A 13879-nucleotide genomic window follows, 5' to 3' on the forward strand; every position below is an offset into this window, starting at 1 on the left:
GACAATCGGCCGCCCCCCCCTGTTCATCTTTCGTTCGCATGCCCGATTCCACCCTCCCCGTGCTCTATTCGTTCCGCCGCTGTCCGTATGCGATGCGGGCCCGGCTCGCGCTCGTGGCGAGCGGGCAGCGCTGCGAGCTGCGCGAGATCGAGCTGAAACGCAAGCCCGCCGAAATGCTCGCGGCCTCGCCCAAGGGGACGGTCCCCGTGCTGGTGCTCGACGGTGGCGCGGCGGTGCTGGAACAGAGCCTGGACGTGATGCTGTGGGCGCTGCGCCGCCACGATCCGCTGCGCTGGCTGACGCCGGAGCGCGGCACCCTCGACGACCTGCTCACGCTGATCGCCGCCTGCGACAACGACTTCAAGCCGCTGCTCGATCGCTACAAGTACCCGGCGCGCTATCCCGCGTCGGAAGGCTCCGCACGCGACGACGGTGCACGCTTCCTGCAAGGGCTCGAAGACCGGCTCGCGATGTCAGCGCAGCTGGCCGGCGCGCGCGCCACGCTGGCCGATACGGCACTCATGCCCTTCGTGCGCCAGTTCGCGATGGTCGACCCAATCTGGTTCGACGCGCAGCCTTGGCCGCGCCTGCAGGCCTGGCTGGCGGGCTGGACCGCGTCGGAGCTGTTCACGCGTGCCATGACCAAGTACGCGCCCTGGCAGGCGGGTGAACCGGGCGTGGACTTTCCGCCCGCTTGATCAGTAGACATCGCGGCGGTAGCGTCCTTCGGCGATGAGCGCGTCCATGCCGCTCTCGCCCAGCACCTCGGTCAGCGCCGCATCCACGCCCGGCGCCATGCCTTCCAGGCTGCCGCACACGAAGACGATCGCGCCCTCTTCGTCCACCCACTGCTTCAGCGCTTCGGCGGCCTCGCGCAGGCAGTCCTGCACGTACACGCGCTGCGCCTGGTCGCGCGAGTAGACAAAGTCGGCGCGCGCCACGAGGCCACCGGCCTGCCATGCCGCAACCTCGTCCGCGCCGAAGCCGTCGTGCGCGGCGTGCCGTTCGCCGAACACCAGCCAGTTGCGGCCGTGCCCGCGGCGTGCGCGTTCGCGCAGCAGCGCGCGCAGGCCCGCGAAGCCCGAGCCGTTGCCGATGAAGACGCAGGGCCGCGCATCGTCGGGCAGCGCGAAGCCCGGGTTGGCGACGAGGCGCAGCGCGAGTTCCGCGCCCATCGGCGCGCCGACCGTGAGCCAGCCCGAGGCCACGCCCAGGCCGTTGTCGTGTCGTGCCTGCCGCACCAGCAGCTGGATGGCGCCGTCGGACGGAATCGACGCGACCGAGTAGCTGCGCGGCGCGGGCGCCGGGGCGCCGTCGTCGTGCATCTGGCGCGGCACGATTTCGACCAATGCGCCAGGTGTCCAGTTCATCGCGTCGCTGCCATCGACGCGCCGCAGTTCGATCTCGAACAACGGATCGCCCTGGCTGCCCGCATTGAGCAGGCGACGGCCGTCGAGCCGCCAGGCGTCGAAAGCCGGTGCGGTCGACACAGGCCACGTCGCGTCGCGCACCCCGAAGGTCTCGCGCAGCGCGTCATGCCAACGTGCGAGCGCCACAGGGTCTTCGCCGTCCACCTCGATCATCGGGAACAGCGGCTGCGCGCCCTGGTTGTGCAGATCGTGGTCGAGCTTGCGGCCGAAACCGCAAAAGGTCGCGTAATTGCTGTCGCCGAGTGCGAGCAGGCCGTATCGCAGGTGGCGCAGACCCGGGCCGCTCTGCCGCGCGAACGCACGGGCAAAGGCGCGCGCGCTGTCGGGCGGATCGCCCTCGCCAAAGCTGCTCGCGACCCACAACACCTGCCGGAAATGCAGCAGCGCATCGGCGCTCAAGGCAGCCACCGGCCGCACCACCGCCGCGACACCGGCGGCTTGCAGCGCACCGGCCGTCTGCAGCGCGAGGCGCTCGGCATGGCCGGTCTGGCTCGCGAAGGCGACCAGCACCTGCCCCGCATCACCCGAAGTCGTGGGCACGGCGACCGCATCGAGCCGCGCACGCTCGGCACGCACGGCCTTCGCGGTGCGGCGCCGGCCGAGGTACATCATCCAGCCGCTGATCGCGAAGAGAGCGAGCCCCAGACTGGTGAACATCATCACGATGCGCCCCGGCAGGCCCCAGTAGGTGCCCATGTGCAGCGGATAGATGCTGTTCACGAAGCGGCCCATGGGCGGCTTGTCGGCGTAGCGTTCGTGGCGCAGCGTCTCGCCGGTCGCGGCCTGCAGGTACAAGCGGTTGCGCGCACGCTCGTGCTCGGGGTGCGTGCGCAGGTAGACGGCCTCCACCTGCGTGCCGTTGCGCGCGGGCAGCCGCAGCGTCACCTGGGTCCAGTCGCCGCCCGTGGTGTCGACGAACGCCTGCCAGACGCGCGCCAGGTCGAGCGTCACCGGCGCATCGGCCGGTGCGCGTTCGGCGCGCACCACGCGGCCTTCGCCGACCGCGCCGTCGATCGCCTTGCGCAGCCCGTCGAAGGCCCAGTACATGCCGGTGGTGGTCGACACCACGTAGGCCAGCAGCGCGACGGTGCCGACCACCGCATGCAGGTTCCACAGGAAGGCGCGCCCGCGCAGCGTGAAGTCGATGCGCAGCCACTGGCGCCACGCGAAGGGGCGGCGCGGCCAGCGCAGGTACAGGCCCGACAGCGCGAGCAGCAGCAACAGGCCGGCCAGCGAACCGGTGATGGGCTTGCCGTCGTCGCGCGGCAGCAGCAGCCAGCGGTGCAGCTCTTCGACGAACTCGAAGAAATGCTCGCCCACGGGATCGGGCAGCAGCGCGCCGGTGGCGGGATCGGCGAAGCGCGTCTCGCCGCGCCGTTCGCCGGGCGGCGGCGCGAAGCCGATGCGCGCGGCGCGCCCGGGCTCGGTCGACACGGCCACGATCGCGATGCGCCGCCCGGGCATCTCGGCCTGCACGCGCGCGACGAGCGCAGGCGGTGCCAATGCGGGTGCGGCCGAGGCCGCCGGGATCGGATTCAGCAGGTCGGTGATCTCGGCGCGGAACGACAGCGTCGCGCCGCTCAGGCCGATGACGACCAGCACGCTGCCCGCCGTGATGCCGATGAACCAATGGATCTGGAACCAGACGCGACGCAGCAAGGCCATGGGAAACGAGGAACGAAAGGAAGAAGAAAAAGAAACGAAGTCCGGAGCGCTCAGCGTCGATCAGGGCCAGGGCCCCGATCGTACGCGGCGCTACCGCCCGGCCTTCGGGCCCAGCGCCGCGCGCAGAGCCTGGATGACGGCGGCCTTCGGCGAGTCGCGCAGCCACGCCAGGCCCACGGGCGGCAGGCTCCAGGGCAGCGGTCGGGGCATGACCTCGGCGGCGCCCGTGGCCGCCACCGCATGCGCCACGTCGTGCGGCAGCACCGTGATGCCGCGCGGCAGCTGGCGCATCGCGGAGGCCACGGTGCGCACCGCATAGGCCTCAAGCGCCGGCAGCGGCACCGTGCGGCCCGCGGCGGCGAAGGCGGCGTCGATGCGCTGGCGGATCGGCGTGTCGGCGGGCGGAAAGATCCAGTCCATCTCGGACAGCTGCGACAGGTCGAGCGCAGTCTGCGCGGTCAGCCGCGCGGCGCTGGCCTGGGCCACCACCACGCACGCCTCCTGCCGGTAGAGCAGCTCCTGCACCAGGTCGTCGTCGGTGCTGTCGTGCGAGAAGCGGCAGATGGCGCAGTCGAGCGTGCGATCGCGCAGCGCCTGCACGAGGTTCTGCGTGGTGTCTTCGTGGGCCAGCAGCGCCATGCGCGGACGCTGGTCGAACAGGTGCTTCCACAGCGCATCGAGCGTCTGCGCCGAGGTGTAGGGAATGAGCCCGATGCGCAGCCGCCCCTGCAGCCCGGCCCCGCTGACGGCACGCAGTTCTTCCTGCAGCGCCTGGTTGTCGGCCACGGCCAGCCGCGCGCGCGCCAGCACCACCTCGCCCGCCATGGTCGGCTCCAGGCCGCGGCGGCTTCGCACGAACAGCGGGGTCATGAAGATGTCTTCCATGTCCGCGAGCGCGCGCGTCACCGTCGGCTGCGACAGCGCCATCTGCGCCGCCACGCGCGTGACCGAGCGGTGCCGGTCGAGCGCCACGAGCAGCACGTAGTGCCGCATCTTCAGGCGCGTTTCGAGGTGCAGGGCGAGGGTGTCGGGGGTTCGGGTCACGGGGGGCATGGCGCCTTTTTTTGCATAGCAATAGATGCATGGATCGATAGCCAAATATCCAATTCATTCTATTTGGCGTCCCTAGAATTTCTACCTTTCCACCGCCCGAGACGCGCCGTGAGCACCTTCACCACCCGCCCTGAAATCGTCGGCACCCACGGGGTTGCCGCGGCCACGCACTGGCTTGCCGCGCAGACGGCCATGGGGGTGCTGGAGCGCGGCGGCAACGCCTTCGACGCGGCCGCGACCGGCGGCTTCGTGCTGCAGGTGGTGGAGCCGCACCTGAACGGGCCGGGCGGCGAAGTGCCGATCCTGCTGTGGAGCGAGCGCGAGAACCGCATGCTGTCGATCTGCGGCCAGGGCAGCGCGCCGGCCGCCGCGTCGGCCGACACCTTCCGCCGCATGGGCCTGTCGCAGGTGCCCGGCATCGGGCTGCTGCCGGCCACGGTGCCCGGTGCCTTCGGCGCCTGGCTGACGATGCTGCGCGACCACGGCACGTGGTCGCTGGCCGACGTGCTGGCCCCGGCCATCGGCTATGCGCGCGACGGCTTTCCGCTGGTGCCGCGCGCGGTGCAGGCCGTCGTCGCGGTGCAGGCGCTGTTCCGCGAACAGTGGCGCACGTCGGCCGATGTCTGGCTGCCCGGCGACCAGGTGCCCGCGCCGGGCGCGCTGTTCTGCCTGCCGCAGCTGGCGGCCACCTACGAGCGCCTGGTGCAGACCGCCGAGCGCGAAGGCGGCGACACGCGCACCGGCACGCTCGATGCCGCCCTGCGCTGCTGGTACCAGGGCTTCGTTGCGCGCGAGATCGACAGCTTCTATCGCACCGCCCGGGTGCAGGACACCACGGGCGAGCAGAACGGCGGGCTGCTGCGCTACGACGACATGGCGCAATGGCAGCCGACCGTGGAGGCGCCGCTCACCATCGACTTCGGGCGCTACACGCTGGGCAAGTGCGGCTTCTGGAGCCAGGGGCCGGCGTTTCTGCAGCAGATGGGCATGCTGCGCCACGCCGGGCTGGAGCACCACGCGCCGCACACCGCGGGCTTCGTGCACCGCATCGCCGAAGCCGCCAAGCTGGCGCTGGCCGACCGCCTGGCCTGGTACGGCGCGGCCCCCGGCGCGGCGCGCGACGCGCAACTGGCGCTGCTGTCCGACGACTACCTGCGCCAGCGTTGGCAAGCGGTCGGCGACGCCGCCTCGCCCGACCTGCGCCCCGGCTCGCCGCTGGGCCGCGCGCCACAGCTGCCGGACCTCGACGCGGCACGCCGCACGCTGCTCACGGCCGACACGCGCTTCGGCGTCGGCGAACCGACCTTCGCCTCGCTGCCGCCGGTGTCGGAATGGCTGGAGCGCGAAGTCTTCGTCGGCGACACCTGCCACATCGACGTGATCGACCGGCACGGCAACATGGTCGGCGCCACGCCCTCGGGCGGCTGGCTGTCGTCCAGCCCCACGGTGCCGGCGCTCGGCTTCGCCATCAACACCCGCCTGCAGATGACCTGGCTCGACGACGGCCTGCCCAACACCGTGACGCCCGGCGTCCCGCCGTGCACCACGCTGTCGCCGTCGATCGCGCTGCGCGACGGCCGGCCCTACATGGTGTTCGGCACGCCGGGTGGCGACCAGCAGGACCAGTGGTCGCCGGCCTTCTTCCTGCGCCATGCGGTGCACGGCATGAACCTGCAGGAGGCGATCGATGCGCCCGCCTGGCACGTCGACCATTTCCCGGCGTCGTTCTGGCCGCGCCAGACCACGCTCAACCGGCTGACGGCCGAGTCGCGCTTTCCGCCGGACACGCTCGATGCACTGCGCGCGGCGGGGCATGACCTGCGGGTCGGCGAGCCGTGGTCCGAAAGCCGCATGTCGGCCTGCAGCCGCAGCTTCGACGCGCGAGGCCGCCTGGTGCTGCGCGCCGCGGCCAACGCGCGGGGCATGCAGGGCTACGCCGTCGGCCGCTAGAGCCATCGCTTCTGTTTTTTTCTTTCTTCACCGAGGAGCCTTTCCATGTTTTCACGCCTTCGCCGCGGCCTCACGCTGCTCGCCCTCTGCGGCTTCGCGCACCTGGCCGCTGCGGCCGAATGGCCCGACCGGCCGATCACGCTGGTGGTGCCCTGGGCGCCCGGCGGCTCGACCGACATCCTGGCGCGCTCGCTCGCCGAGCAGCTCACCAAGTCACTCGGCCAGGCCGTGATCGTCGACAACCGCGCGGGTGCGTCGGGCAACATCGGCTCCAACTTCGTGGCCAAGGCCAAGCCCGACGGCTACACGCTGCTGATCGGCTCGATGAGCACGCACGCGATGAACCCGGCGCTCATGCCGGCCATGCCGTTTCGCGGCGTCGAAGACTTCACGCCCATCGCGCAGATGGCCAACGTGATCAACACGATGGTGATCAACCCGGCGGTGCCGGCCACCAACGTGAAGGAGTTCATCGCCTACGCCAAGGCCAACCCCGGCAAGCTGGCGTACGCCTCGGCCGGCCCCGGCTCCACCAACCACCTGAGCGCCGTGCTGTTCGAGCGCGCCGCGGGCATCCAGATGCTGCACGTGCCGTACAAGGGCGGCGCGCCCGCGGTGCTCGACACCGTGGCGAACCAGACGCAGGTGCTGTTCTCCGCCGGCACGCAGACGCTGCCGCACGTCAAGACCGGCAAGCTGCGCCTGCTGGGCGTGACCGAAGCCAGGCGCTCGCCCCTGCTGCCCGACGCGCCCACCGTGGCCGAGACCCTGCCCGGCTTCGAGCTCGGCGTCTGGTACGGCGCCTTCGGCCCGGCCAACCTGCCGAAGGAACTGGTGACCCGCCTCAACGACGAGATCAACAAGGCGCTGGCCCAACCCGAAGTTCGCACCCGCATGGACGCGCTCGGTGTGGAAATCGTCAAGGGCACGCCACAGCAGTTTGCCAAGGTGCTGCGCAGCGACGCGGACCGCTACGGCAAGGTGATCCGCGAGCTGGGCATCAAGAATGAGTGAGGCGCAGACCGACGCCGCCCCCCTGTGCCTGCCGCCCGACGTCTGCCACGCGCTCGTGCACACGCTGCCGCGCGCGCGGCACATGGACGCGGCGCTGGCCTGCATCGACGGCGCGCGCCAGCGCCTGCTCGGCGAGGGCCTGCTCACCGTGAACATCGACGCCGCGCCTCCGCTGCGCGATGCCGACACCATCGAGCTGCAGCGCGTGTGGAGCTCCAACCCCGGCGCCTACCCGGTCGGCGGACGCAAGCGCAAGGCGCTGACGCCGTGGACGCGCCAGCTGCTGCGACGCGGCGAAGTCTTCGTCGGTGAAGGCGATGCCGCGCTGCGCGAGGTCTTCGACGACCACGAGCGCATCGCCTCGCTCGGCCTGCGCGCGGTGGCCAACGTGCCGCTGCTCGATGCGGCCGGCACCTGCGTCGCGACCTTCAATGTGCTGACCGTGCGGCCCGGCTGGACGCCGCAGGAACTTGCCGCCGTTCAGCTGCTGGCGGTGCTGGCGACGCCGTGGGTGTTGGGCGCGATGCGGGCGGTGAATCGCTGAGGGGCGGGCCGCCCCCTCAAAGATCGATCTTGACCAGCGCCTTCACGGTACGCGGCGCGCCCACCGCCAGCCGCGTGCCGGCCGCCGACCAGTAGCGCTTGTCGCCCACGTTGTCGACGTTCAGCTGGAAGGTGGTGCGCTTGCCCATGAGCTGCGCCACATAGCGCGCGCCGAGGCCGAAGACCGTCGCACCGCCGATGAAGCCCTGGTTCAAATCGTCGATGGGGCGCCGCCCGGTGAAGTACGCACCGCCGTTGACCGACAGCCCCGGCACCGCCGCGATGTCGTACGAGAGAAAGGCGCTCCCCGTGGTGCGCGCCGTGTTCTCGGGTCGCTTGCCGTCGTACTGCGCGTTGATGCGGCGGAACTCGGCGTCGAGCCACTGGCCCGAGAGCTGCCACGCCAGCGCGGTCGTCAGTCGGCCCTGTGCCGACACCTCGAAGCCGCGGTAGCGCTGGCGCCCGCTGGCCACGAAGGTGTTGGCGCTGTCGGTGTAGGCGCCGGGCCGTTCGATGTCGAACAGCGCGCCCGACAGCAGCGTGCCGCTGCCGGTCAGCCAGCGCAGGCCGACTTCCTTCTGCCGGCTCACGCCCGGCGGCATGCGCGTGTTCTGATTGGCGGTGCCGGCCGGCGCCACCTCGCCCTCTTCCACGCCCTGCGAGTACGACATGTAAGCCATGAGGTCGGGCGTGAACTTGTAGCTCAGCGCCGCCAGTGGCGTGGTCTTGCGCACGCTGTAGTCGAGGGCCGGCAGCGTCGCGCTCGCGCCCTGCCAGCTCTGGTAGCGCGTGTGGCGCAGGCCGGCCACCAGCTGCCACTGCGGCGAGAAGGTGATGCGGTCGAGCGCGTACAGGCCCAGCTCCTCGCTGTCCTGCGCGCCCGAACTGGGCCGCGACGGCAACGCGCTCAGCGCCAGCGCGCCGATCGGCACGGGGTTGTAGAGGTTCTGCAGCGTGGTCGCACCGCCGTAGTTGCGCTGGAAGACCGGCGCCTGCGTCTTGTCGCTGCGCGCCGCACCGAGCGTCAGTTCGTGCTGCAGCGGGCCCGTCGCGAATGTGCCGAACAGCTCGGTGCGCAGCAGGTCGGAGCGTTGCTCGAGATGCTGCACGTTGCCCGTGAGACGGCCCAGGCCGGTGCGCACGTTGTAGTTGCTGAACTGCGCGAGGCTCCGGTCGCGCTCGGCCTCGGAATGGCCGGCTTCCACGCTGAGCGCCCAGTGGTCGCTCAAGGCGTAGTCGGCGCGCAACTGGGTGTTGGTGACCTCGGCCTCGAACACGGCCCAGGGCGGCGCGATCAGCTTATGCGGATCGGGCAACGCCGGCAGTGCGATGACGCCATTGACGGCCGCGAGCCGCGCGATGCCGGCCTGCTCGGTGATGCGCTTGCGGTAGTGCTCGATGTCGGCCTTGAGCGTGAGCCGCCGGTTCACGCGCCAGTCGAGCGCGGCCGAGACGAACTTGCGGTCGCCGTCGACGCCGTCGATGGTCGAGCCCAGCTGGCCGCCGGCCGCGTTCAGCCGCACGCCGAACTGGTCGTTCTCGCCGAACTGGCGGCCGATGTCGACCTGCCCCTGCAGCCCGCCCTGGTTGTCGACGCTCATCCCGAGCGAGGTGACGGGCGTGCGCCCCGCGCGCTTGGTGACGAAGTTGATGACCCCCGCCGGCGTGGTGAAGCCGTAGTACAGCGCCGAGGCGCCCTTGAGCACTTCGACGCGCTCCTTGTTCTCCATCGGAATCTCGGACACGTTGGGAATCGCGAGCGCGCCGTTGAGCCGGTAGTTGGTGCGGTTCTCCACGGCGATGCCCCGGATGACGAGCTGGTCGAAGGTGTCGCCGCCGTTCTGCTGGCGCGTCACGCCGGCCGTGTTGCGCAGCACGTCGTACACGCCCGTGGCGCCCTGCAGCTCGATCACCTCACGCGTCACGGTGTTGACCGTGGCCGGCACGTCCATGACCGACGCGCCCCGGAACGTGCCCGCCTCGACCGTCTCGGCCAGAAAGCCGTTGGCGCGCGAGGCCTCGACGTTGACGGTGCTCAACTCACTCGCTTCGCCTGCGGACGCAGGCACGGATTGCGCGTGCGCTGCCTGCACGGCGGCGAGCGCGAGGCTCACACAAACTCTCTTCATTCAAATCCCTTGGGTGTTCTTCTGGCGGCGCGCCTCCCGGCGGCCTGATGGCACTTCCGGTGCGCGGAAGCGGGTGGGATTATGGATGAGAGGGATTCTCATTTGACAACAGTTGCCGGCCCCTGCCGATAGGATCGGACGCAGAGCGTTCCATTTCGAAGCGCCATCACGGAGGAAATTCATGACTGCCAGTGAAACATCGGGCGCAGGACGCCCTGCGATGAAGACGGCCGGACGCCTTGCGCTCGGCGTGCTCGCCTGGGTCACCGTGGTCCCGCTGGCGGGCTTTCTGTGCATGTGGCTGGGCAGGTCGTTCTTCGACTCCCCCGAAGCCTCGCGCGTCACCATCTATGTGATCGAGGCCATCAACATCGGCGCGGCCGCGTGGCTCTACTGGTATGCCGTGCCGAGCGTGCCGCACTGGGGCCGGCGCGTGGCGTACTTCATCGCCTTCGTGGTGCTGATGGGGCTCGCCAGCGCCCTCGCGGTCTTCGCCGTCAAACTGCTTTTCGTGGTGCTGGTGATGTTCTGGCGTTGAGCTGAGGCCCCGGTAGGCCTGGCTGTCCGCTACGCCGCCCTCATCGCCGACGCCCGCTGAATGCACTCGATGAAATGCTGCGCCGCCGGCGTCGACCGCTGCCCGCGCCGGCGCACCACGCACACATTCAGTATCGGCAGCGTCTCGCACACGTCGACGCGACGGATGCCGTGGCGCTTGAAGCTGAGTCCGGCGAGCGGCTCGACGAAGAGGCCGATCAAATCCATGTGACCCACCAGCGCGAGCGCCACGGTGACCGAGTGGCCCTGCAGCACGCGCGTGGGCGGCGACAACCCGAGCGGGGTGAACAGCGGCGCGACGGCGTTGGTTCCGCCATGGTCGTCGCCCGGCAGGACCCATTCGGCGGCATAGAGATCGTGCAATGACCGCGCATTGCGCAGCGGATGGCGCTCACGCAGGCCGACCACCAGCTGCACCGGGAACAGCTCCAGCGCCTCGAACTGCGGATCGAGCGTGCCGGGTACGACATGCGCCACCGCGAAGTCGAGATACCCGTCGCGCAGTCGCGCAAGCATCCACGGCAGCACGGCCTCGCTGAACTGCACGTCGACCGCGGGCAGGCGCGTGTGGAAGTCCTTGAAGGCGGCGGGCAGCACGGTGAGCGCGAACGAGGCGCTCACGGCCAGCGAGACCGAGCCGGTGGCGCCGTCGCGGATCTGCGCAATCTCGTCGCGGGCGCGTTCCATGTCGGCCAGCAGCAGTCGCGCGCGCGGCGCGAACGCCAGGCCGAACTGCGTGAGCCGCACGCCTTTCACACTGCGCTCCACCAGCGGCGCGCCGACCTCGCGCTCCAGCTCGCGCACGATCTTGGTCACGGCGGGCTGCGAGATGCCGAGCACGCGCGCGGCGGCGCGGATGCTCATCTGCTCGACCACCGCCACGAAGGCATGCAACTGATTGGGCTTCATCTTTGGAGTGACAACCAAAAGTTATCGTTGACGCCCAATTATTGTCTTTTCATGACAGCTGTGAGTCTCTAGCATCCGCCGCGGCCCGGGCCCACGCGGCCTGCGCCCTTGAGAAACACACAGGAGACACATGAACACCCGCGCTTCCCAGCCCTTGCCCACCTCCCCGTCGTCGCCCGCACGCCGGCGCCAGACCATCGTGGCCACCACCATCGGCAACGGACTGGAGTTCTTCGACTTCACCGTCTACGGCTTTCTCGCGCTGGTGATCGGCAAGCTGTTCTTCCCGACCTTCAGTTCCTACGGCCAGCTGTTGCTGACGGTGGCGAGCTTCGGCGTCGGCTTCATCATGCGGCCGCTGGGCGGCATCATCATCGGCGCGTATGCCGACCGCGCGGGCCGCAAGAAGGCCATGACGCTCACGATCTTCCTGATGGCGCTGGGCTGCGCGCTGATCGCCTTCACGCCGACCTACGCAAGCATCGGCGTCGCAGCGCCCGTCGTCATCGTGCTGGCGCGGCTGATCCAGGGCTTCTCGGCCGGCGGCGAAGTCGGCGCATCGACCACGCTGCTGGTGGAGCACGCCACGCCCGCCAACCGCGGCTACATGGCGAGCTGGCAGTTCGCGAGCCAGGGCCTGGGCGTGATGCTCGGCGCCGTGGTGGTGGGCGCGCTCACCTTCTCGCTCACGCCCGAGGCCATGCAGAGCTGGGGCTGGCGCGTGCCGTTCATCCTCGGCATGCTGATCGCGCCAGTGGGCATGTACATCCGCCGCCACCTCGAAGAGTCGCTGCACATCTCGCCCGAAGACGCCAAGGCGCCGCGCGAGAGCAGCCTGAAGATCGTCTGCACGCAGCACGGCAAGACGGTGCTCGCCGCCATCCTCGCGCTGGTGGGCGGCACCACGGCGGCGTACGTGGTCACCTTCTACATGCCGACCTACGCGGTGCGCGAGTTGGGTCTCACGCCGTCGGTGGCGCTGTTCGGCGCGGCGCTCACGGGCCTGCTGTCGTTCGCGCTCGCGCCCTTCGTGGGCAAGCTCTCGGACATCGTGGGCCGCAAGCCGCTCATCCTCTGGAGCCGCATCGTGATGGCGATCCTGATCTACCCGGGCTTTCTGTGGCTCAACGCCTCGCCCACGCCCATGGTGCTGTTCGTGGTGCTCGGCGTGCTGAGCATCGGCCTGGTGGTGCAGACGGTGCCGGGCATCACGATGCTGCCGGAGATGTTTCCCAAGCGCGTGCGCGCAAGCGGCATGTCGCTGGTCTACAGCGTCGGCGTGGCGCTCTTCGGCGGCTTCGCACCCTTCATCAGCACCTGGCTGGTCAACGCCACCGGCAGCAAGCTCGCGCCGGCCTGGTACCTCGTGGCGATGACGCTGGTGTCGCTGCTGGGTCTGCTCTGGCTGCGCGACCACACCGGCCGCGACATCGATGCAGTCAACGCCCACGCGCCGGCCTGATACCGTCTTCCTCCTTCCCGCCTTCATGCACAGGAATCTTCCCGCCATGTCCCAGCCAGCCACCGCCGCCACCCGCCATTTCTCGGGCACGTACGTCGAAGCCCGCGCCAAGTTCCTCGAGGCTGCCGCGGCGCGCAGCGCCAGCATCGAGTCGTTCGTGCACCCCACGCACCGCGGTGCGCTCGGCGAAGAGCTCGCCACCGACGTCGCGCTGATCGGCGCGGCCGACGCGAAGAAGGTGCTGCTCGTCACCTCGGGCACGCACGGCCCCGAGGGCTTCTGCGGCTCGGGCGCGCAGGTGGCCACGCTGAACGACGCCGACCTGCTCGCGCGCCTCGAACGCGCGGGCGTCGCGTTGCTGCTGGTGCATGCGGTGAACCCGCACGGCTTCTCGCACCTGCACCGCACCAACGAAGACAACATCGACCTGAACCGCAACCACATCGACTTCAGCGCGCCGCTGCCGGTGAACGCCGAGTACGCCGACGTGGAGCCGCTGGTGCTGCCCGCCAGCTGGCCGCCGACGCCCGCCGACGAGGCAGCCGTGGCGGGCTACATCGCCACGCACGGCATGACCGCCTTCCGCGCGGCCGTCACGCGCGGCCAGTACACCTCGCCCGACGGCCTGTTCTACGGCGGCACCGCGCCGTCGTGGAGCAACCGCACCATCCGCGCCATCTTGCGCGGCTATGCGGCCTCGGCCACGCACCTGGGCTGGATCGACGTGCACACCGGCCTGGGCCCCTACGGCCACGGCGAAAAGATCTACCCGGGCCGCAACACGCCCGAAGACCTCGCACTGGCCCACGCCTGGTGGGGCGCCGACGTGTTCGCGCCCTTCGCGGGCGACTCGGCCTCGGCCGACGTGTCGGGCCCGGTGATCTCGACCGCCTACGACGAATGCCCGAATGCGCGCGTCGCGCCCATGGGCCTGGAGTTCGGCACGCTGCCCGACCTGGAAGTGCTCGACCGCCTGCGCGCCGACACCTGGCTGCGCCGCCATCCCGAGGCGCCCGAATCGCAGAAGCGCGAGATCCGCCGCCGCCTGCGCGACGCGTTCTATTGCGACAACGACGAGTGGAAGGGCATGGTGCTGGGGCAGACGCGCGTGGTGCTGCTGCAGACCCTGCAGGGCCTCAAGAACGCCTGACCCGGCGAGCTTCGGT

The 13879-nt window shown here is 70.3% G+C and carries 11 protein-coding genes; 7 read left to right on the plus strand and 4 right to left on the minus strand.

Features of this window, described 5'->3' with window-relative positions; translation table 11 throughout:
• Positions 1-38: 38 nt before the first annotated feature.
• Positions 39-698, plus strand: a complete 660-nt coding sequence (locus IG196_RS20925; protein WP_192192841.1) for a glutathione S-transferase — start codon at positions 39-41, stop codon at positions 696-698.
• Here IG196_RS20925 and IG196_RS20930 read toward each other — a convergent pair whose 3' ends face one another.
• Both IG196_RS20930 and IG196_RS20935 read right to left on the minus strand, forming a co-directional pair.
• The gene (locus IG196_RS20930) at positions 699-3095 is read right to left on the minus strand and encodes a PepSY domain-containing protein (protein ID WP_192192842.1); all 2397 of its coding nucleotides are present in this window, start codon (positions 3093-3095) and stop codon (positions 699-701) included.
• Positions 3096-3185: 90 nt separating this feature from the next.
• Entirely contained in the window at positions 3186-4139 is a 954-nt protein-coding gene (locus IG196_RS20935) for a LysR family transcriptional regulator (protein ID WP_225616751.1), read from the minus strand.
• A gap of 117 nt (positions 4140-4256) precedes the next feature.
• Between IG196_RS20935 and IG196_RS20940 the strand changes: the two genes are divergently transcribed.
• The 3 genes from IG196_RS20940 to IG196_RS20950 are packed head-to-tail and all read left to right on the plus strand — an operon-like array spanning position 4257 to position 7656.
• The gene (locus IG196_RS20940; protein WP_192192844.1) at positions 4257-6098 is read left to right on the plus strand and encodes a gamma-glutamyltransferase family protein; all 1842 of its coding nucleotides are present in this window, start codon (positions 4257-4259) and stop codon (positions 6096-6098) included.
• Between the two features lie 45 nt (positions 6099-6143).
• A complete protein-coding gene (locus tag IG196_RS20945) occupies positions 6144-7112 on the plus strand; it encodes a Bug family tripartite tricarboxylate transporter substrate binding protein (protein WP_192192845.1) in 969 nt (322 codons plus the stop codon).
• Entirely contained in the window at positions 7105-7656 is a 552-nt protein-coding gene (locus IG196_RS20950; RefSeq protein WP_225616752.1) for a GAF domain-containing protein, read from the plus strand. Before IG196_RS20945 ends, IG196_RS20950 begins: the two co-directional genes overlap by 8 nt.
• Positions 7657-7672: 16 nt before the next feature.
• On the opposite strand, the gene IG196_RS20955 is transcribed toward IG196_RS20950, so the two are convergent.
• Positions 7673-9784: a TonB-dependent siderophore receptor gene (locus IG196_RS20955; protein ID WP_192192846.1), complete on the minus strand. Its 2112-nt coding sequence runs from the start codon at positions 9782-9784 to the stop codon at positions 7673-7675.
• Between the two features lie 181 nt (positions 9785-9965).
• Here IG196_RS20955 and IG196_RS20960 point away from each other — a divergent pair, with 181 nt between their 5' ends.
• Entirely contained in the window at positions 9966-10322 is a 357-nt protein-coding gene (locus IG196_RS20960) for a hypothetical protein (RefSeq protein WP_192192847.1), read from the plus strand.
• Between the two features lie 29 nt (positions 10323-10351).
• Here IG196_RS20960 and IG196_RS20965 read toward each other — a convergent pair whose 3' ends face one another.
• Complete coding sequence (locus IG196_RS20965; RefSeq protein ID WP_192192848.1) at positions 10352-11251, minus strand: LysR substrate-binding domain-containing protein; 900 nt, start codon at positions 11249-11251, stop codon at positions 10352-10354.
• Between the two features lie 130 nt (positions 11252-11381).
• On the opposite strand from IG196_RS20965, the gene IG196_RS20970 reads away from it, so the two are divergent.
• Positions 11382-12713, plus strand: a complete 1332-nt coding sequence (locus IG196_RS20970) for an MFS transporter (RefSeq protein WP_192192849.1) — start codon at positions 11382-11384, stop codon at positions 12711-12713.
• A gap of 46 nt (positions 12714-12759) precedes the next feature.
• On the plus strand, positions 12760-13863 hold the full coding sequence (locus tag IG196_RS20975) for a M14 family metallopeptidase (RefSeq protein ID WP_192192850.1): 1104 nt from the start codon (positions 12760-12762) through the stop codon (positions 13861-13863).
• The last annotated feature ends 16 nt before the right edge of the window (positions 13864-13879 follow it).

It is taken from the genome of Variovorax sp. 38R, from assembly GCF_014843395.1.
Taxonomy (GTDB): domain Bacteria; phylum Pseudomonadota; class Gammaproteobacteria; order Burkholderiales; family Burkholderiaceae_C; genus Variovorax; species Variovorax paradoxus_H.